Source organism: Alphaproteobacteria bacterium LSUCC0684 (genome assembly GCA_041228335.1).
Lineage (GTDB): Bacteria > Pseudomonadota > Alphaproteobacteria > Puniceispirillales > UBA1172.
The window spans coordinates 2,353,981-2,374,823 of sequence record CP166130.1; the positions used below are offsets into that span (position 1 = coordinate 2,353,981).

The window sequence follows — 20,843 nt, forward strand, 5'->3', positions numbered from 1 at the left end:
ACTATTCAGGTCCCAACACCAGATCAGGCAGCCATAACGTCAATTCTGGAATGTATGTCAGCATCAGCAGGACAACAATCAGCGGAACAAGAAACGGAATTACCGCTATTGAAAGCCGTTCGAACGGCACCTTTCCCACCTCGCTGACAATATAAAGCCCGATCCCCATCGGCGGTGTTGCAATCCCTATCAGCAGACCAAGCTGGATAATGATGCCAAAATGAACCCTGTCGATCCCGTACTGATCGATAATGGGCAGCAGCATTGGCACAAGCATGAGCTTAGCCGGGACACCCTCAACAACACAGCCAATCATCAGGATAAATACCAGCATAAGGGCAAGGAAGACATTTTTGTCGTCGGTAAAGTCAAACAGGAAATTTCCAAAATGCTGGGGCACCTGATCAATCGCGAGCAGCCAACCCATTGCCGTTGAAAAACCAATGATGATCATGATGATTGTTGTCATCATCATGGTATCGCTGAGAGCCACGTAAATAGATTTCCAGGTGATTGATCTGTAGATGAAACCCAGCAAGAGGGTATAGAGACAGGCCAGCACACCGGCTTCTGTAGCCGTCACAAAGCCAAATAATATGGCGCCAAGGATGATCCCCGGAGCTCCAAGGGCAAGAACACCGTCTATGCTCGTTTTGATCACCGTCTGACGGCTGGCCTTTTCCTGCGTCGGAAAATGCTGTCTTGCCGCCAGAATACGATTGAAGACCATTAATGACATCCCAACAAGCAAACCAGGCACGAGACCTGCCAGAAACATCCGCTCAACAGATTGCTGGGCAAGAAAGGCATAGATCACAAGACCAATCGAAGGTGGAATAATCGGCCCGATCACGGCTGAGCATACCGTCAGCGCTGCGGCAAATTCGGGATTGTATCCGCGTTCGCGCATCGCTTTGATTTCAATGGTGCCTAGCCCGGCGCAATCTGCCACCGCTGCCCCTGAAACCCCCGCAAACACCATTGAAGCCAGTACATTCACCTGTGCAAGGCCAGCTTTGAAATGACCAACCAGAGCGTTGGCAAAATTGAAAATCCGGTCCGTCATTCCAACAGCATTCATCAGATTCCCTGCCATGATGAAAAACGGAACGGCCGTCAGCGAAGGTTTGCGGACGCCTTCAAGCAGTTGTTGCGGAATGATATAGGTGGCGTCGCTGAATTCTGATGTAATGAAGGTTGCAAAAACAGCTGCACCTATCGATATCGAAACAGGTATCCCGATAAGGATAAGCCCGATAAACCCAGCAAAAAGAACAAGTGCAATCATCACGGCACCTCTATGGGGGAATTGCCGCCGTGAATGAGCAGTTTGATAACTTCCAGCAAGGAATTGATCAGTATCAGGCCGCAGGACAAGCTCATCGGGATTGAAAGAGTGTATCTTTCAAGCTCCCCCCAGGGGGTTATCACACCATCAATAGGCCCTACCTGGCTTTCAAAGATAATCGGGAGCTGGACAATGATCAGCAGCATTACAAGGATGATAGCAATCTCGATGAAGATTTTGCTCAAATGGCCAATCGGTTCTGAAAACTTTTCTATTATAAAGCTGATGGAGATATCAGCTCGCCTGCGATAGACTGGGTAGAAGCCAAAAAAACACATCCAGACAAAAAATTGAATCGTCCAAGGCCATATCCAGTAAAATGAAATTTCCAGTGGCCTTGCAATTATGGTGAAGGCCGTGCCCAACAGCATGGCCATAAGGCAAAAGATAGCAATTGAATGAAATAGATCAGACAGAAAGCCGAGTATTTCGTCGACTTTCTGTACCAGGGTTTTGATATTTAGCCACATAGGTGTGGTCATGTATATGCGTTGCCTTAGCGTGACGAAGCAACAGCCTCGAGAAAGCCTTCCGGCAACTCACCTTTGCTGGCCATGTCGCTGTAGAATGAATTCATCCTGGCAACGAATGGAGCCCGGTCGATGTCAATAAAGGTAACCCCCTTGGCCTTCATCCGGGCAATCGATTCATCAGCAGAAGCCCCCATGACCTGCTCGGAATATTTGCCGGCATCAAAATAGGCTTTTTCCAGTGCCTTCTGCAAGTCAGCGGAAAGCTCGTCAAACTTCTTGCGATTCATCATGAACCCGATCGACTGATAATATTCATCATGGCGAATAATATGAGGTGCAACTTCGTGAAAGCGCATACTTTCAACAAGAGCAATCGGGCTGTTCACGGATTCCACGATCCCTTTCTGGATTGACTGATAAACATCGGTCCAGGCAAGAGTTTTCACATCGGCACCTAGATGCGTCCATGTGTTAACAGCCAGTTTGCTTGGATGCATCCTGAGTTTCAGAAGATTGATATCATCAAAGGTTTTTACGTCCTTGTTGGCAACCATCACGCGATACGGACCCCGCAAAATGGAGGTGGCGTCACCAAGAAGCATTATACCAGCTTCGTCGCTGGCTTTTTGATACCAGCCCTTGACAAGGTCGGTTTCCATGAACCGGATCCAGTGATCGCGATCGTCAAACATGAAGGCCGCCGATGTCCAGTTTATTTCCGGCACCCATTTTTTCATGTATGTTGAGCCCTCGGCATAAAGATGAACCGTTCCCAATTTAAGTTGTTCTAGGACGGCATCCGTTTTGCCAAGCTGTTCATTAGGATAGACAATAACTTCTAGGTTGCCGCCGCTGTGTTCTTTCACCTTGTCGGCAAAATACTGAAACACTTTTCCTTCCGGGCTGTCCGCCGGCATTTTCGAAGCCATTCTCCAGGTTTCGGCATAGGCGGTACCGCCAAGAAGAAAAATTGCTCCCAATATTCCTAGAATTGTGCGAGTAAATCCTTTCATTGTAACCTCCCTGCTTTTCAGCACATTTTAGAAAATTCTGTTTCGAATACGGATTTTTGTCAACTCTATGACATTTTTTTAAACTTAATTCAGGCAGGAAAGCATCCTGGGATTACTTCTGATAAAGTTTTCAGGCCAGGAAATCCAGATGACAGTCACACCCTCTTCACCGTCCCATGTCTGACCCGTGACAGTGTTGAAGAGATCACCAGCAGAGGCACCCTTTATGAACTCAGGGTCTGTCTTGTTGATCTCAAGTGACAATGGTTTGATAATCCGTAGGAATGGGATCTGCTTGTGATTGGCCGTTTGAATTTCATCAGGCACCGGACGAACCTTTTACATCTTTATTTTACAAAGTGATCAAAACCAAACGCCTAAATCCTCGCATCATGGCTTTTCAATTAAATTTAATGAGGAAAAGATGGGTTACTTGTGCTGCTTTGTATATTGGATAGTTCGCGAACTGAAAGCCATAGGATGTGTTGGTTGAGGAGCGTCATATCAATGTCATATTGACATGATGGCATGACATATTACGCTAAACTTTTGAAGATATTATGATGGCGGTTAAAAGGGGGCCATGTCCGATCCGTTATTGACACCATTTCAAATAGGATCGCTATCGCTTAAAAACCGAATAGTAAGCACGCCTCATGCACCGGCCCTTGCCGAAAACGGTATGCCGAAGGAACGCTATCAACGCTATCACTTGGAAAAGGCAAAAGGCGGTATTGCGATGACCATGATTGGCGGGTCATCTTGCGTCAGCCCGGACTCACCCTCTGTCTTTGGTCAACTTGACGTTTCATCTGATCGCATCATTCCATATTTCACGGAATTTGCGGAACGTATCCATAAAGAAAATTGCCGCATTGTCTGTCAGATTTCACATCTTGGACGTCGAACAACATGGAATGATGGGGACTGGTTGCCGGTGATTGCCCCATCTCGTGTTCGTGAACCGGCCCATCGCGGCTTTCCCAAGATTATGGATCATGCCGATATTAAACGGGTTATCCAAGATTATGTTGCCGCCGCTCGGCGCCTTCGTGATAGCGGTTTTGACGGTGTTGAGATTTTACAAAACGGCCATTTGCCCGGGCAGTTTCTTTCTCCTGATACCAACCTTCGGGATGATGAATATGGTGGAAGTTTTGAAAACCGTCTGCGTTTCATCAGAGAACTTTATGACGCGGTAAAAAAGGCGATTGGCAATGATATTGTCATTGGCGCAAGAGTTGAGATGGACAGCAAGCTTGCAGAGGGGCTTCAGCAGGATGAAGCGTTAAAAGCATTGCAAGTGATCGAAACCGACGGAACTATTGATTATTTCAACTTAAATGTGGGGCGGTCTGATACGGATTATATGCTGGCCAGTTATCCGGTACCGGCTATGTTTGTCGGGCTGGCTCCGTTTGTGCAGCTGGCAGGTCTTTTCAAATCGCAACTCAACACACCAACGATACACGCCGCGCGTATCTCTGATCTCGCAACCGCGCGATATGCTGTTCAGGAAGGGATGATGGACCTTGTCGGCATGACCCGAGCGCATATTGCTGATCCGCATATCGTCAATAAATTACTTGACGGGCGTGAAGATGAAATCAGACCCTGCGTTGGTGCCGGATATTGTATTGACCGGATTTATAATGAAGGGGAGATGTTGTGTATCCACAATGTTGCTACCACACGAGAGCAGCATATTCCGCATATCACACCACCAACAAAGGGTGATCTTAAAAAGGTTGTTGTTATAGGTGGTGGTCCAGCTGGCATGGAAGCGGCGCGCGTTTCAGCAATGCGCGGTCATGACGTGACGTTAATAGAAGCATCATCCCAATTAGGCGGACAAGTTCGGCTGGCTGCAAAAAGTCCGTTGCGAAAGGATTTGATTGGCATTGTGAACTGGCTGGAAGATGAGATCAAAAGACTTAACGTTGATGTGGTCTGGGAACATTTTGCGGATGTCAGCAGTATCACAGCACTTCAGCCTGATCTTGTTATAGTAGCGACGGGTGGCCTGCCTGATCATGATCATATTCAAGGGGGTGAGCTTTCCTCTTCTACATGGGATGTTTTATCGGGTGCCGCCCTTATCGCACCTTCTGGTGAAGAAACTGTTCTGGTCTATGATGATCATGGACAGCATCAAGCGGCGTCCACGGTCGTTGAACTAAGTAAACGCGGCTACAAAGTGCAACTAGTGACCCCTGACCGTCATGCCGTTCATGAAATGGGATCTTCAAATTACCCGATGTATATCAAGGCCTTTCATGATCATCAGGTCGTGGTCACACCTGATTTAAGGCTGAAATCGCTAATGCCTGACGGCAACGGCATTGAGGCTGACTTCAGGTCTGATTATGGTGATCATCCTTACCGCATCAAAGCTGATCATGTTGTGATTGAACATGGCACGCTGCCCAATGACGCGCTTTATCATGATCTTGTTGCGTATTCGCATAATGAAGGTATTACTGATATTTCCGCCCTGATCGCAGGAGAAGGGCAAAATTTGCCCACGCAAAATGAAGACGGGTTCAGCCTGTTTCGTGTTGGCGATGCTGTCGCCAGCCGAAATATTCACGCCGCGATATTGGATGCGCGCCGTCTTTGCCAATCGATCTGATTTATGACCAACCTGACCAGTCATCACCCCGAACTGAAGGCCGAGGAGCACGTCACGAGGTCCTCAATCCCAGGTCCTTGGTCCAAGGATTTTGGTTCTTGAACCCAGACTCCTGTTCCCGAACGTTTATCTTATGGAAACAGTCACTTGGCACTCGGTCCTTGGACCTTGATGCTTGGAAACTGGAGCGGGTAACGGGAATCGAACCCGTGCGTTCAGCTTGGGAAGCTGACAGGCTACCATTACATCATACCCGCAGCAGTGGCTGCTAAGACGCTGATAAGAAACAGATATTTTTCATCAAAACCTTTCATTTAACAGGGATTGGATCACGAATCCTGCCCCGAAAGAGGAGATGAAAATGACAATCTGTTCCCTCACACCATCGCTGGTGGCGCGAGCTCATCCACGTTCAACATCTTATATCATTCGTGATGCGAAATTGAAAGGCTTTCATCTGAGGGTCATGGCAAAGAGCCCGGCTAGGCCGGCGCGGCGGAGCTTTGCCCTTGAAGTGATGCGTGGCGGCGTTACCTTCCGGGAGACTATCGGCGATGCCGACCGGATGAGCCTCAAGGATGCCCGTGCCATCGCCCGCCGCAGAATCGCGGCGCTGACACTGGCCCAGACCTCACCCAGTGCCGATGAAGACGTGCGATTTGACACGCTGGCGGAAATGGTCTTCAGCCGCAGGGCACGATTGTGGAAACCATCCACCTTGCGGGTCAACCGGGATTATCTCAAAAACCAGCTCCTGCCGTTCTTTGGCGACATGCCTGTTGCCGCCATCAGCCGCAATGATGTTGAAACATGGTTTGCCGGGCTGAGCGATATTCCCGAAGGAGCGAACAGGTCCGTGCCGGTGCTCTCGGCGATCCTCAGGGAAGCCGAAGAAATGGGGCTCAGGGCCGAAGACAGTAATCCGACCATCGGCCTTCGCCGTTATAGAAGGCAGACGCGGGAACGCGTTCTCACCACAGGTGAAATGGCGCGCCTCGGCCAGGCACTGGCGCGAAGGCAGGAGCGGTTCCCCCGCAAGGTGGCCATCATCACGCTGATCATCCTCACCGGATGCCGGAAGAATGAGATCATGAAGCTGCGCTGGCGTGACTATCGCGGCGGGCATTTCTATCTGGCGGACAGCAAGACCGGCCCGAAAATGGTATTTCTTTCCGCCCCGGCACGATTGGTGCTTGAGGGGGTGAAGACGAAGCGCTCGGGATATGTTTTTCCGGCGCGGGGTGGCGGGCCTCTATCCTGCATCAATTCCTTCTGGAAAAACCTGCGGGCGGAGGCCGGGCTCGATGATCTCAGGCTCCATGACCTGCGCCACAACTACGCCAGCATCGCCATCCGCAAGGGGGAAAGCCTTGGTACGATTGGCCGCCTGCTTGGCCATCATCAGCCTGCCTCGACCCTGCGCTACGCCCATCTCGATGATGCGATGATGCATCAGGCGGTAGAGCGGATCACCACATCCATGCTGGCAACAGAAGCGGCGGAATGAAAATCAACCTGACACCAGCGCGGATCAAACGCTTGCGCCCGAATACCCGTGATCAGGTTATCTGGGACAGGACTGTTCCGCATTTCGGCATCAGGATCAGGACCAGTGGTGCGATGCGTTATGTCCATATGGCAATGCAGGGTGGCCGACTGGTCAGAACAACCCTTGGCGATGTACGCAGGATGTCTCTTGACGATGCCCGTGCTGCCGCCGCTGATCTCAATGCCCGGATCACGCCCGGGATAATCGAACCTGTGCCGCTGTTCAAGGATTTTGCCTGGCAGGTCTGGTGGGCGACATGCGAGCCGCACCACAAGCCGGGGACGAAGGCAAGGCATCGTCAGGCCCTGCTGAGACACCTCATCCCTGCCTTCGGGGATATGCGGCTTGATGCCATCACCAGGCCGCATATCCTGAACTGGTTTGACCGCTACAGCCGCCGCTATCCGGGAAGTGCCAATCGGGTGATGGATGTGCTGAAGGCAATCCTCAACCACGCGGTGCGGACGGGAGTATTGGCGCGCAACCCCGCCCGGGGCATCACTCCAAATCCGAAACGGAAGATGACACGGTTTCTGAGTGATGATGAACGGTCGCGGCTCCTGAACGCGCTTGATCGGGTACGCCCGAAGGAACAGGTACAGGCGGATTTGGTGCGGATGTTGCTCTTCACCGGATGCCGGAAAGGCGAGATCCTGAACCTCCGCTGGGATGAGGTTCACGGCAGCATCCTCACCCTCAGCGACAGCAAGACCGGACCGCGCACCATCTGGCTGGGTGATGAAACCATGGCGGTACTGGAACGTCAGCGAAGGCGGAAGATGGGGCAAGGTGAGGTAAGCGACTTTGTCTTCCCCCACCCCCATGATGTCAATCGGGGCATGGGGAGTATCGACATGTTCTGGCGCAGTTTGCGGCAACGGATTGGCCTGGTGGATGTGCGGCTTCATGATCTGCGCCACACATTTGCATCACAGGCGATGCGGCAGGGAATTGCCCTGCCCGTGATCTCAAAACTGCTGGAGCATTCGAGCCTCGCCATGACCATGCGCTACACCCATCTGGGCAATGCCGATATCGAAGCCGCCGCCGAGCGGATAGGGGCACAGATCGACAGGCAGTTGAATGAACTGCCGCAGGAGGGGGCAATCCTCCTCGCAAGACAGGAAGGGTGATCCCGTGACCAATTCCGGGATACTCCCTAAGCCTCCATGAATATCAACTGATTGGCGACCAGTTGCATACGCTCGCCGCTATTATGTTTCTGCCTGGTGGGCGGATGCGTTTTTCGCTCCTAGGTTGTCTCTTTTTACCATCACAAGCATGCAACGCAGCCATGTCACCCGGGCCTTGTGGCCTACACCACCTCGAAATTGGTCATGGTCAACTCAGCAGTGTAATCTTCCAGCACCATGATAACGATATCATCTGCCGTACTGGCAGTGCCGTGCGTTGCATAGATCACCGTGTCGTTGAGGGTTTTGTCGTTATACGTTGTCCCGGTATCAAAGTTGCTGGTATTGGTCCAGCGGATATTCAACGCTGCTTTCAAGCTTGCCAGCGTTGTTTCGGTCCCAAGGGCCGTATCAACACGGATTTTGTCATTGCCGCCTCTCGTCGTGCCATTGTAATAAGCGTGCCCAGAAACTATCCCGGAACTGAAATCAATGACAGCATCCCGATTAGTCTCACCGGTAGCATGTGCCCCCTGATACAGCACAAAGATATCGTTATCACCACCGCCGCAAAGTAAATCCGCACCCTTGCCGCCAATCAGCTTATCAACCTTATAACCACCATATATTTCATCATTGCCGTCGCGCCCATCCATAACTGAGTTACTGCTTGAGACGGACAAGATATTCTTCTTGGCATCACCTGAAAAAACATTATTGGACACAACACCCCTAACAGAGCCATTTGCAGATGCTTCCAGGTTTTCAATGCTTGTCATGTAATCGTGTTCAATGCGAAAATCATCATATACACCATCACCATCATCATCGTATTCATGCCGGTAAGTGGCGCGGATATAGGTGTATCCTTCACCACTGCCGCTTTCCCATTCCCCGGTAGCGCGGTTATATTTCCACTTCACCGGATCAGCCAGATCAACATTCACATCACTGATAAATCTATTTAGATAGAGGGATGTATCGCTACCTTCACCTCCATTAATGATATCACTGCCGCCGGTACTGCCAAGGCGGTCATCCCCGCCATAGCCGTTGAGTATATCAAAAGCCCGGCGGGCATAGATCTGGTTTGGAAGGTCATTGCCTTCCAGCACATCCGAACCATGCAGAGAATAGAAGTTCTGATAGGTAAGAGATGATGTTTTGGAAGCATGGATGGTGTAATCTTCATAAGTGTTGGATACAGAATAACTGCTCTGATCTGCTGTCAGATAGACATCCGTCCGGCCATTGATCGTGATGGTGAAGCTTTCCGTCAGGGTCTCGGCTTCGTTGATATCAGAGGTGGTCTCGTCATCAGCACGAGCCATGGTAACGGTGATGGTTTCGGTGAGCGTGCCCTTGGCCCCATCGGTATCGTCGTCATCCCCGTCCAGCGCTTCCACCACCGCGTTGCTGTTGTCCAGATCGTATGTCCAGGTGCCATCCTTATTCACCTTCAGGGTGCCGTAGCTTGCCGTGATGCTGGTCGCGTCCGTGGTGATGGAGGTGTCGTTGACCGAAAGTGAATAGCCGGTTCGGTCCGTATCAGCCATGATGATCTGCCCCGCCGGATCAAAAAACGGGTTGTCTTCACTCGCCGTGAAGGTGCCGGTGATGCCAATGATGGAATCGACGGTGACTTTGATCTTGGCCTTGGCGAAACCGCCATAGCCATCGGAAACATCGACTTCGAATTCATCGATGCCGGTAAAGTCGTCATTTGGGCTATAGTTGAGGGTAGTGCTCGCTCTGACGGTATAGCTGCCATTGGCGGTTTTCACACCCCCCTGTTTTACAACAAAAGTCAACTCATCACCGTCAAATTCATCCGGCGCAAGAATGGTGTGCTGTATCTCCTCAGCCTCACCTTTGAAAGTTTTTGCCGGAGCTTCTTTTTCAGAAATAATATGGTTGACCCTGATGCTGTATTTTTCTGCCAGAGCCTCACCGCCGGTGCCGGTTTTCACCGCTACCGTATAGGTGAGCTTTTCATCCTCTGACACATGCGTCGGCAAAGTCGCACCGGATTTCAACACCAGCTGGCCATCGTTATTGACTATGAAAAGATCTGAAGCACCGCCATCTCCCCCGACGTTATCATAAACGGTGTAAACCGCGTCCTTGGCGCCGAATTTCACCTTGCCGATGGACTTGCCTGCCTTGGCCGCGTCCATCTGGACAATTTCAATATGCTTCTCGCCCTCTTCCAGCACATTATTCACCTGAATGGTCACAGGAACGACGGGATGCTCGTTTATTTCGGGATTATTCGGCTCTATTACCGTCATTTCAATGGTCATGGTGTGGCTGGCCATGTTTTCAAAATCCAGACTTCCATTGGGTATGAGGGTGATAGCTCCGGTCACAGCATCTATATCAAAACTATCGGAAAGGTCACCACTGATGCTGTAATAAAGTAATGCCTTGCCATCCGGATCCACTGCCTTGATCGTGCCGATCACGTCGGTATCGCTGATATCTTCATCCACACTGAACTTGTATTCCGTTACCGGGCTATCATCATCGTCTACAAAATGAACAGGCTCTTGCACATCAAGAACATTGAGCTTGAAGATCACCGGCTCAGGATCTGGTCCTTCCCCGCTTGCCTCAGCAACGAAGATGGTAACCTTCACCGGATTATTCGGGTCCTTCAAGTCTTCGAAACTTGGGGCTTTACCTGCCTTCAGCCATAACTCCCAGCCGTTTTCCTCATCGCCCTTTATCTCAAAAATATCATTGTTGTCCTTCAGCTTCGGTTTGCCCGTTCCAAGCCCGTCATCCTTAATCGTGATATTCGCCAGTTTCACAGCCTTACCGGGGTTATCCCTGGTGCTTTCATTCACCGACGCACTTTCCACCGGATCACCTGCGTCATTGGTCAGCAAAATTTCCGTCGGCTTCTCATCCACATCGCTGATCGAGATTGTCCCGGAAAAAGTATGATGGGTGGACTTAACCGTCGAGTCAGCAAAAGTCTCCGATTTTTCGATCACAAAGGTCAGGCTGTAGTCATCGGGCTTAGATTCGAAATCCTGCGCATCCCCGTGAAACACCAGCTTCCATACCCCATTGTCATTTTTCATTCTGAAGACCGACGTGCTCTGGCCAAATTCGATCACCCTCTTGACGGTTTCGGAAGCACTGTCCGTCCCAAACTCGGAGACAATCGTTCCATCTCCGAGATTTTCCGGCAATTTGAACTTGATCGATGTGATACCGGTAACTTCGTCGGTAACAAATTCACCATTGGTGACCGTGATAGCCATGGTTTCCTCCCCAAACGTGGTGCATGCGCGCTGGCGCAAATCAAGTCTCCGCACAAGCACTGCCCGGGAGAATGGGCATCAAACCTGTTTTCAACTAATAGTTACACATAATCGTGGTAAAAACAAACATATTTTTTACGGGCGGCAAAATATCCACATCATTGCCGCAGTCTTCCGTGTTCAGAAAATCAACTATTTACTTGTTTTTACATAATAAATTCAGATTTTCTGACCCTGCCGAGTTATCACAGGATATCCGGAGCGAGGCCGGAATCGGCGGTGTCATCTCCGGGTTCTGTCACATCAATCACCTCAATTTCAACGGAATGATTGCTGTATCCTGTGACCCTCTCTTCCCCATCAAAGGTGTAGAACAGGACTTCCTCCACCACCAGCAGATAGATATTGTCACGGGCAAAATGCGGGTGATTCCATAACCCGTCCTGCGGGTTTTCGTAATCCGGGGATTCCTTGAAACGGATCTCTCCGGTCATCCGGTCGATGGTAAAAAGATCATAGTCATGGACATGGCGAAACTGATAGTACGCAACGCGGATATCCGTATAGCGGGGATCGGGGTTCTCGTCGGTGCTGATAAAAAAACCTGTATGATAAACATCTTCTTCGGAACTGTAGAGGTAGATGGTGGCGCCGAGATCCACCACAACCTTATCAACATCATGATTCTCCTTGACCGTGATGCTGTGCCTGTTCGAGTCGTAAACAGCGAAATTTCCTAAGTTCTCCTCTCTTAATGAGGATGAATAAGGTAATGAGGATGAATAAAGCAAAAATTGCTCCACGCCTTCACCGTTGGTGCCCGGGGCGCCATATATAAACTGGAGCGCCTCGATATCCGCGGTTCCCAAATGCCCTCCGGTCTCCTCTTTAATCTCCGGATAATAGCTCATGACGGTGTCCTTGCTATTTCTTATCAGGCTGTTGCCATTTTCATCAACACCAAAATGTCTTTCCCAAGACCAGTCGTCAAAGGGAACTTCGCCATATGGATGGGCCAGGCCGAGGACATGACCCCATTCATGCGTCATCAGATGATATGTCTGCGAATCTTCCATTGTGAAGCCGGTTGTAGAGCGGGTCTTCGGCAGAGCTAAACTAACTGAGTGGCTGGTCGCAATACCAAAATAGGAACCATAGGACGATGTTGGGACCATGTTCACAGTTACATCGCCCTTGATGCTATTATCCGGATCCCAGCCCACTTCAATGAATTTGAGATTGGCCGCTGCTTCAAATTCCGCGAGTGTACGCTCCACCATTGCCCGGGCCAAGTCAATATCTGCCTGATCCTTGAAAAGCGTTTTGTTGTCAATACGATTGCGGATATCAATATTCAGTGACCAGGTTATAACAAGAGGGCCGGCAGATGGCATCGTGAACGCCGACCCTTTAATGACGGACTGGACAATAGGGCTGGGAAGTTTGTCTTTCGGTATACTGTCATGACTGAAGGTATTTCGCTTAAGATGGGCGGGCGCTCCAAGATGACCCGATGCCCCCTCATTGTGGAATGGATATAAAAGATGCGTTAAGTCGGTGGCATCTACTTCACGCAGAAGGTTCCTTACCACGATGTCGACTTCGGTGTTGGTTCGGGTGCCGCCAGCAGCAGCATGCGTGACCTCAACACGATAGATATTGTTCGCATCCACATCCACCGGCCTTTCGTAATCAACCATCTCCCTGATCCAGATGTCACCATCACTGTCGATGGTGAAGAGATCATTATCACCAACCCCCGGCGCCAGCGTGAACGACCCGCCCGTCACCCCCTCGGGTGCGCTCGCCGTCCAGACCTGCTTGTTGGTCGGGTGACGTTCATGGATCTCTACCGTCACATCCGCGTCCGATGCCGCCTCATCCACATCCTTCACGTTCAGGGTAAATACCTGGCGCGGAAGTTCCGGGCCTATTGTATTATGTTGAAAGAACCAGGGTGTCATCACTGCCTCGTGACTGGCGGCGGTTTCATAATCCAGAAAAGTATCATTGAGCCATAGTTCCCGCGTATTTCTATCAGCGCCGGCCCTGATCTCAAAAAGGGCGATGCTGTCGCTGTCGCTGTCTGCGATCTGGTATTGCTCGTCATATCTACGGTTGGCACCCCTGATATCGTTAGCCATCTTCTCAATAACCAGAACGGTATTAAAGTCTTGGCCTGTATATGCATCCTCATCGGTGAAGATGATATCGGCCAGTTTCTGCGCCGACACCACCCCTTCCGTCAAGGTCAAGCTAGTGCTTGACAGGGTTATCGCTGATGGTTTTTCCCCAATATCCTTCACGATCAGAATAAATGACGCCGACGTATCCGGATCACCTGATACCGATACCGTCACCTCGTGGCTGCTCGACGTCTCATAATCAAGACCGGCCCCGTCCTTCAGCCATAACTCGGTGCCATTGCGAATTTCGAACCGGCTCGTATCACTCAGCACAAAGGAACTCACCCCCGCTTCAGCCGACAGATTTATATCCGCAAGTTTGCGCGAAACATTGTGCTCATAGACCGCCACATGACTCACCGAAAGCGACAGCGCCGGTGCCGGTAAAGTGGCATCATCAACATTGACCATGACAGCAACTTGACTGGCCCTGCCATTGCTTGTCGCCGCCACAACCAGAGGGTGAACCATGGCCGTATCGTAATTCAACTGGCTTCCGATAAAGCTGATCTCCCCGGTCGCCGAATTGATGCTGAAAAGACCATCGCTGTTCCCCGATATGATCGCATAGCTCACGATGTTGTTCGAGGCATCCTTGTCCGCCGCGCTCACCGTGCCAACAGATACAGGTGTCGAGGATCCATCTGCATCCTTCGCCAGACTGAACATATAACTCTTCTCTTCAAACCGGGGAGGCCATTCATCATAATCTTCAACCGTCAGGTTGAATGTCTCCGTCACAGACGGGTTGATGCTGGAGGTCAGCGTCACGCTGTGGCTGGTTGCGGTCTCGTAATCAAGAACGGCCTCAGCGAAAAACGCTCCCGGCAAATTCTTGAGCCACAACACCGTCTTGCCGTTGGTTCGAGTGACGGAAAAATTAACGGTATCGCTCAAGGTCATCCCACCAGCTTCCAGAATATCATTACTGAACGTGACCTCGGCCAGCCTCAACCCCCATTGAAAAGACCTTTCGATGAAATGCAGTGAATTCGCAGAAAGACTTATCTCTCCCTTCGCATAATCCGCGTCTGCCACATTCAACGTGAAGGTCTGCGCCTCCGGTGCGCTCCCTGTTCCCGTCACGCTCGGCGTCACCGTCACCCCATGGCTCGTGGCCGTCTCATGGTCCAGCTCCACCCCGGCCTTCAGCCATAACTCGGTCCCCTCCCGGATCTCGAACAGCGTCTTGCCCCCAACCTCGACCGTATTAACCGTCGCCGTATTCGTACCAAGATCGTCATCGGTGAACGTAATATCCGCAAGCTTCCACGCCGTGGTGGTTCTCCCTGCCAGGGTCAATGTGCTCGCCGAAAGCGTCATCGTGCTCGGAGCTTCATCAACATCAGTGACCACAAGGGTAAAGGTCTGTGCCGCGGGCGCGCTCCCCGTCCCCGTTACGCTCGGCAAGATGTAAGACGAATGGCTCGTGGCCGTCTCATGGTCCAGATCAACCCCCGCCTTCAGCCACAGCTCGGTCCCATTACGGATCTCGAACAGCGTCTTGCTCCCAACCCTGGCCGTAGTATTAGTAACCGTCGCCGTGTTCGTACCAAGATCGTCATCGGTGAACGTAATATCCACAAGCTTCCGCGCCACCGTCACCCCTTCTGCCAACGCAACATAGGTCTTGGAAAGATTCATCTCTGATGGTGCCTTGTCCTCGGGTTTCTCCGGCGCCTCATCCGCATCCGTCACCTGCAGCGTGAAGGTCTGGGCCGCGGGCGCGCTCCCCGTCCCCGTCACGCTCGGCGTGATGGTGACCGTATGGCTGGCCTGCGTCTCATGGTCCAGCTCAACCCCCGCCTTCAGCCACAGCTCGGTCCCGCTTCGGATCTCGAACAGGGTCTTGCCCCCAACCTCGACCGTATTGACCGTCGCCGTGTTCACCCCCGGAACGTCATCCGTAAAACCTATTACCGCAAGCTGCCGCGCCACCGTCACCCCCTTGGCAACGCTGGCCGTGCTCGCCGTGAGCGTCATCGCCGTCGGCGCTTCGTCAACATCACTCACTCTTACCGTAACCACCGCCGTCCGGGTACCCGAACCAATCGCCGCCACCGCCTCCACCGCCAGATTAAATCTCTTGTTTCCCTCTTCGAAATCCTCACCTGTGCCCACATAGCTGATATCACCTGTGCTCGCATCAATTCGGAAATCACCGGAACTCAGCTCCCCGTTAACAAAACGATAGGTGAGCGTGCTGTCTCCGGCATCCTGGTCACTCGCACTCACCGTCCCTACCGCCACTGCCGTGCCGCTACCATTGGCATGCTCATCAAGCATGAACTCATAGAAGGCCTTACTAAACACCGGCGCCTCATCCGCATCCGTCACCTGCAGCGTGAAGGTCTGGGCCGCGGGCGCGCTCCCTGTTCCGCTCACGCTCGGCGTCACCGTCACCACATGGCTCGTCTGCGTCTCATGGTCCAGCACCACACCTGCCTTCAGCCACAGCTCGGTCCCTTCCCGGATCTCGAACAATATCTTCCCCCCAACCTCGACCGTATTGACCGTCGCCGTGTTCACCCCCGGAACGTCATCCGTAAAACCGATATCCGCCAGCTGCCGCGCTGCCGTCACCCCCTCGGCAACGCTCCCCGTGCTCGCCGTGAGCGTCATCGCCGTCGGCACCTCATCCACGTCCTCAACCGCAAGGGTCACCTGCTTATCCGCGGTCAGGCTCCCCGAGGTTGCCCGAACCGTGAACGTGTATGTAGCCTTCGTCTCAAAATCCGGCGTCACCGCCGCCTTGAACGTCACCTTGCCGCTGTTCTTGTCGATCTCGAACAGCCCGTCATCATCACCAGCCTGCAACGACCAGATGATCGCCGTCAGGTCATAGGTCCCTTCCGCCGTATACACCGCCTTCTCTGCCTCGACCGTCGTGTTCTCCGGCAGATCTTCACCCGTCGCCCCGGACGTGATCTTGAGCACATCGTTCTCATCCGTCACCGTGATGAGCACCTGTATCTCGTTCTGGCGGTTGCCGGTGGTGGCCGTCACCACCAGCGACACCGACGCGGTGCCCTCATGGTCAACACCACTGCCCGTGTAGCTGACAACCCCGCTGTCCGCATCAATCGCAAAGCCCGGCGGGCCACCTTTCAGCCCATAGACCGGCGCCTGTGCGGTCCCGTCCGCGTCTTCGGCCTGAACCCGGCCCAGTTCAATAGCTTCGTCCGACCCATTACGATTCTCCACCAGATAGAACTCGTAGGGGGAGCCAGTGAACACTGGCGCATGCTCATCTGTGTCCGTGATATGCAGGCTGAAGATCTGATCCGGCGGGGGGTTGCCATGCCCGGTCGTCACCGCCTTGATGGTGACCGTATGGCTGGCCTGTGTCTCATGGTCCAACTCCACCCCAGCCTTCAGCCATAACTCAGTCCCGTTTCGGATCTCGAACAGGGTCTTGCCCCCAACCTCGACCGTATTGACCACCGCCCTGTTCGTCCCCAATGCGTCATCCGTAAAACCGATATCCGCAAGCTTCCGCGCTACCGTCTCCCCCTCTCCGGTCAGCGCCTCTGCCGCCGTCAGCCGCATAAACTCCGGTTGCTCATCCAGCGCCGCGCTAATAGCCGCCTTCTGTTCCTCCGGTGCTATCCCCAGCACCTGGTTCACCGCCTGGCCAAGGGCTATAACCGCCTCAGCCTCTTCGGGATCAACATCATCGGAAAATGGGTCATAGGTCGTCACATCAACCGTTTCGGGCAGCTTCACCTCAACCACCTCCCGCACCGGCGCAAGTTCCTCACGAACAAGAATATCCGTCAGCGGCGAGATGATCCGGGTATCCTCCGACGGCCGGGCCGGAGCCCGCCAGACACCGGTGATCGGAACATCATCGTCAGGATCATCAGGATCACCGATATCAACCGCCCCGTTCATCTCCGCCAGAAGAGGAAGACCGGCCACTTCCTCCGGTACCTTATCGCTGCTGTAGAACCCCATCCCGTCGGTGCGGGCAATAAATACATCCCCGTCATCCAGAACACCGTTGCGGTTGGCGTCAATATACACCTTTGCCCCTGCCACCGGCCCGTCATAAACTCGACCCGAAACCGTGGTCACCGGACCCGGGTCGGGTGGACCTGTGCCGGGCTGGCCCGATGGATCGGGTGCTCCGGATGTGCCTGTGTCAGGTGGGCCTGTGTCAGGTGGGCCTGTGTCAGGTGCGCTGGGGACTTCCGAGGGGGCAGGCGGGCCCGTGTCAGGCAAACCTGCGTTGGTGTCATCGGGCAGGAGATCAGGGTCAGGAGAACCGGAGACAACCGGACTGCTACCACTCCCACCGCCACCGCCACCACAGGCGGCCAGCGCAAAGGCAATCAACGGCGTCAGCGAGGCAAGCGATGTCGACCCCCGCAGGGTTGTTCCTCTCAGGCGCGGCAGGACGTCTTCTCTCGATGAAAGAGAGATTGAGGAGGACCTGATACAACCCCGTCCAGCCGATAATGCAGAATTGGTGAGAAACGGAGCGCAGCCTGCACGTTCCTTTTCCTCACGATCATTGATGGAATCTATTGTCGCTCCCCCCTCTCCAAAAGCATCACCGTTTCTCTGGCGGGGGAGATTTCCAAATGTGTAGTGTTTACTGCAACTTGTGTTTAATCACTCTGGACTACTGGATGCTTTGCTTTCGTTTTGGCTGAAAATTAAACCAGAAAACGAAAATTATTTACGCATAGATTTCCCCACTTTTAATAGATACTAAACTAGAATGATTAAAAAAAAATTAACAGAAAGGATAAATATTCAGGCCCGGAAGATGGCATCCTGCCCTATCTATCCCATGCGTTATCTAGCACAACCCCTCTTCCGCACAGGTATCCTGCTACAACAGGATGACGCAAGAGAAGATGCCAATAGTTTTCGTGACGGGATCTATAATCTTGCGGCTTTAATGCTGAAGTAGAAACCCTTAGTAACGGTCAAAACAGTCCGTCGGCCAATTCTATGGTACGGGTTCCTCCTTGAACTTGCCCGAAGTTCGTGCCTCCAAAATGAAAAGGAGCCTCCTTAACTCAATATCAGTCAGCACCATCTCGCCATGCCGGATAAACAACTGATCTGGATTTAAGTCTTGATATTCGGGTGATGTTTCAGATGCTCGATAAACGTGCTGTGAGGCAAAAAACTCAAATTCGAACACCTCGTGGACAATCAGATCAGCCATGATATCGAACTTGAGTTGTGAGGGGGAGCCCCTTTCGCCATCACCGCCTCCTTTTCATTCCTCCGAATTTGCATAGCTGGACAGAAAAAGACGTGACAGGTCAATTTGAAGAAGCAATCTCAACCCTGAAAAAGCTCCCGACCCTTCGGACGCAGAGATATTTCAACGCATGGCCTGAGATTGTGCACACCCCTGAAGAGATTGCAGCTGGTGAGCTATGCCGCTACGCCTGCGGGCAATGCCTTATGTTATCTCTCGCGCCTGATGTTATCTCTCGCATGGAATAAACCCTGCGCTGGATCACATGGGTGGAGATTGGGGAGCGCCGACTGATCCGGCACCTGGCGGCTCGCCGATGCCGGAAAACAATATGCTGGAAGCTGGGCTGTGACCGTAGCACATCATGGTACAAATGGAAGATTGCACTGGCAAAGATTGTTCTTCGCTCGAATGCTCTTGAGCATGCCTGCTGGTGGATTATGTATCACCCCTGTTGATTTTTGAGGCTACAAGATCAATGTTTGAGCGAGATACGCCGTAATGTTTGGCAAGTTCTGGCCACGTGTTGAGCGCATCCCGTGTCTGCTCCATGATGGTTTTAATACTGGTTTTGTCGATTTTTGCCTTAACACCCAGCGCAATAAGTTCACGAACACCCGGCTTGTTGCCTTCACCCAGCACCATTGTGCTTTGTTCTCCGCGAGGCCCCGATGAGAATGTCAGATCATAGACCGGTGAAACGTTCCATTCACCGGTCTTATCCATCAGAAAACTGAAATTCTTGGCATGGTCATCGCGGTTATGCGCAAGCACATTAAACACGGCCCATCGGTACATCTTCTCAACTTCACGAATGTCTCTGGTCAAGATCATTGTCAATGCCAGCAGATCTTCATAGTCCAGGGAGGGTGTGCGAAAGTCAGCATGCAACAAGCCAGAGGCCGTGTGCATATGGAGACGCTCCTTGCCCTTCCTGTCAAAACGCTGGACGGCAAAATAGCCACTGCCTTCTTGAGCCGGAAACAAATGTACATCAGGCATCACCAATCCGGCTTCTGTGGCCATCAGCGCATAAACATATTCGACCGCGCCTGCATCCGCGCCATCACCAATATTTGGAAACTTTACCAGCCAGGCTTCATAACCGTCCCGCATCTCTTGCGCTCCATGAACGACATTTTGCCTGTTCTTGTGTAATCCTATAACCGCTTTTGGTCGTGCCCCCGCTGAAGACCCGTTAAGTGCCAGAAGCTCAGCCAGCACATCGGTCGCTTCGCCGGATAAAACCTGGCTGGTTTGACTGGCAAGCACATCGATGTTGATTGCGGAAGCAGATACGTTGCTTGTATGATCAGGCTCATACACCAAAGCTCCCATACCAGTACGGCCAACATACGCAAGGCGATCCAATGCTGAGAGCTCTTGTGGCATAATTTTAAATGATCTCATGTGACGATCGAGCAGCAAACGTCCCCATCCATCGGGTAAGCTGTCATTAAAAACACCGGGCAAGCCTTCAAATAGAAAGGGATCGAATGTTTGCACACCGGGCTTTAAGGGGCATTTGATCGGCGATATATCCACGCCTTTCCGGATAAAATCGCTATCGTACTCAAAATAGATTTTATGATCACGTCTAGCCAGTCGGCCAATCAGTTGCGATTTTTCATCAAAATCGAGCAAGACCCGGATTTGTGAAATCTGCTTAAAATTCATGTGCGCCACCCATACTTACGTGGTTTTCGCAAGCGGCCTTCCAGCACATCGTCAATGGAACCAAATTGATCTTCATCGTTCTCAAGAGCACTTACAAGCTCTTGAAGACTTCCCAGCACCATCAAGATTTTCAGGAAGGCTTCCAGCGAGATCAGTCCCTTTTGTTCAAATTTACGCAAGGTTGGTAGCGGAACACCCGCTCTTTTCGCCAACCCTTCTTGCGTAAAACCTTGGCCTAGACGCATAGCCTTTACCTGTTCACGCAACTGATCCTGTGCTTTGGATATGGTCAATAGTGATGTCATAATATTATTTTTTCCGAAAAAATTGGATATAATA

Annotated in this window: 13 protein-coding genes and 1 tRNA gene; 4 read left to right on the top strand and 10 right to left on the bottom strand. The window is 51.9% G+C overall.

The features are described 5' to 3' along the window. Nucleotide 1: 1 nt before the first annotated feature. From AB8880_11290 to AB8880_11305, 4 genes are all read right to left on the bottom strand, one after another. A complete protein-coding gene (locus AB8880_11290; protein ID XDZ65490.1) occupies nucleotides 2–1,288 on the bottom strand; it encodes a TRAP transporter large permease in 1,287 nt (428 codons plus the stop codon). Next, entirely contained in the window at nucleotides 1,288–1,830 is a 543-nt protein-coding gene (locus AB8880_11295) for a TRAP transporter small permease (GenBank protein XDZ65491.1), read from the bottom strand. Before AB8880_11295 ends, AB8880_11290 begins: the two co-directional genes overlap by 1 nt. A 14-nt stretch (nucleotides 1,831–1,844) precedes the next feature. Further along, entirely contained in the window at nucleotides 1,845–2,834 is a 990-nt protein-coding gene (locus AB8880_11300; protein XDZ65492.1) for a TRAP transporter substrate-binding protein, read from the bottom strand. 84 nt (nucleotides 2,835–2,918) lie between these two features. Next, nucleotides 2,919–3,161 carry a hypothetical protein gene (locus AB8880_11305; protein ID XDZ65493.1) on the bottom strand — a complete coding sequence of 81 codons (243 nt, stop codon included), beginning with the start codon at nucleotides 3,159–3,161 and terminating at the stop codon, nucleotides 2,919–2,921. Nucleotides 3,162–3,417: 256 nt separating this feature from the next. Here AB8880_11305 and AB8880_11310 point away from each other — a divergent pair, with 256 nt between their 5' ends. After that, entirely contained in the window at nucleotides 3,418–5,466 is a 2,049-nt protein-coding gene (locus AB8880_11310; GenBank protein ID XDZ65494.1) for an FAD-dependent oxidoreductase, read from the top strand. A gap of 183 nt (nucleotides 5,467–5,649) precedes the next feature. Here AB8880_11310 and AB8880_11315 read toward each other — a convergent pair. Next, nucleotides 5,650–5,723: transfer RNA gene (locus AB8880_11315), tRNA-Gly, on the bottom strand. A gap of 104 nt (nucleotides 5,724–5,827) precedes the next feature. On the opposite strand from AB8880_11315, the gene AB8880_11320 reads away from it, so the two are divergent. Together AB8880_11320 and AB8880_11325 are read left to right on the top strand one after the other, a co-directional pair. Continuing rightward, a complete protein-coding gene (locus tag AB8880_11320; protein ID XDZ65495.1) occupies nucleotides 5,828–6,973 on the top strand; it encodes a tyrosine-type recombinase/integrase in 1,146 nt (381 codons plus the stop codon). Further along, nucleotides 6,970–8,148 carry a tyrosine-type recombinase/integrase gene (locus tag AB8880_11325; GenBank protein XDZ65496.1) on the top strand — a complete coding sequence of 393 codons (1,179 nt, stop codon included), beginning with the start codon at nucleotides 6,970–6,972 and terminating at the stop codon, nucleotides 8,146–8,148. Before AB8880_11320 ends, AB8880_11325 begins: the two co-directional genes overlap by 4 nt. 182 nt (nucleotides 8,149–8,330) lie before the next feature. Here the strand turns inward: AB8880_11325 and AB8880_11330 are convergent, their stop codons facing one another. The 3 genes from AB8880_11330 to AB8880_11340 all read right to left on the bottom strand — a co-directional run bounded on the left by AB8880_11330 (nucleotide 8,331) and on the right by AB8880_11340 (nucleotide 18,788). Continuing rightward, nucleotides 8,331–11,420 carry a cadherin-like domain-containing protein gene (locus AB8880_11330; GenBank protein ID XDZ65497.1) on the bottom strand — a complete coding sequence of 1,030 codons (3,090 nt, stop codon included), beginning with the start codon at nucleotides 11,418–11,420 and terminating at the stop codon, nucleotides 8,331–8,333. A gap of 245 nt (nucleotides 11,421–11,665) precedes the next feature. Then, nucleotides 11,666–17,944 (bottom strand): cadherin domain-containing protein, encoded by a 6,279-nt coding sequence (locus AB8880_11335; GenBank protein XDZ65498.1) that lies wholly within the window; start codon nucleotides 17,942–17,944, stop codon nucleotides 11,666–11,668. A 622-nt stretch (nucleotides 17,945–18,566) separates the two neighbouring features. Continuing rightward, nucleotides 18,567–18,788, bottom strand: coding sequence for a hypothetical protein (locus AB8880_11340; protein XDZ65499.1), 222 nt, complete (start codon nucleotides 18,786–18,788; stop codon nucleotides 18,567–18,569). A gap of 308 nt (nucleotides 18,789–19,096) precedes the next feature. Between AB8880_11340 and AB8880_11345 the strand changes: the two genes are divergently transcribed. After that, nucleotides 19,097–19,285 (top strand): hypothetical protein, encoded by a 189-nt coding sequence (locus AB8880_11345; GenBank protein ID XDZ65500.1) that lies wholly within the window; start codon nucleotides 19,097–19,099, stop codon nucleotides 19,283–19,285. Here the strand turns inward: AB8880_11345 and AB8880_11350 are convergent. Then, nucleotides 19,266–20,504 carry a type II toxin-antitoxin system HipA family toxin gene (locus AB8880_11350; protein ID XDZ65501.1) on the bottom strand — a complete coding sequence of 413 codons (1,239 nt, stop codon included), beginning with the start codon at nucleotides 20,502–20,504 and terminating at the stop codon, nucleotides 19,266–19,268. The genes AB8880_11345 and AB8880_11350 overlap by 20 nt on opposite strands. Continuing rightward, nucleotides 20,501–20,809, bottom strand: coding sequence for a helix-turn-helix domain-containing protein (locus AB8880_11355; protein ID XDZ65502.1), 309 nt, complete (start codon nucleotides 20,807–20,809; stop codon nucleotides 20,501–20,503). The genes AB8880_11350 and AB8880_11355 overlap by 4 nt, the downstream gene beginning before the upstream one ends. Nucleotides 20,810–20,843 lie beyond the last annotated feature (34 nt).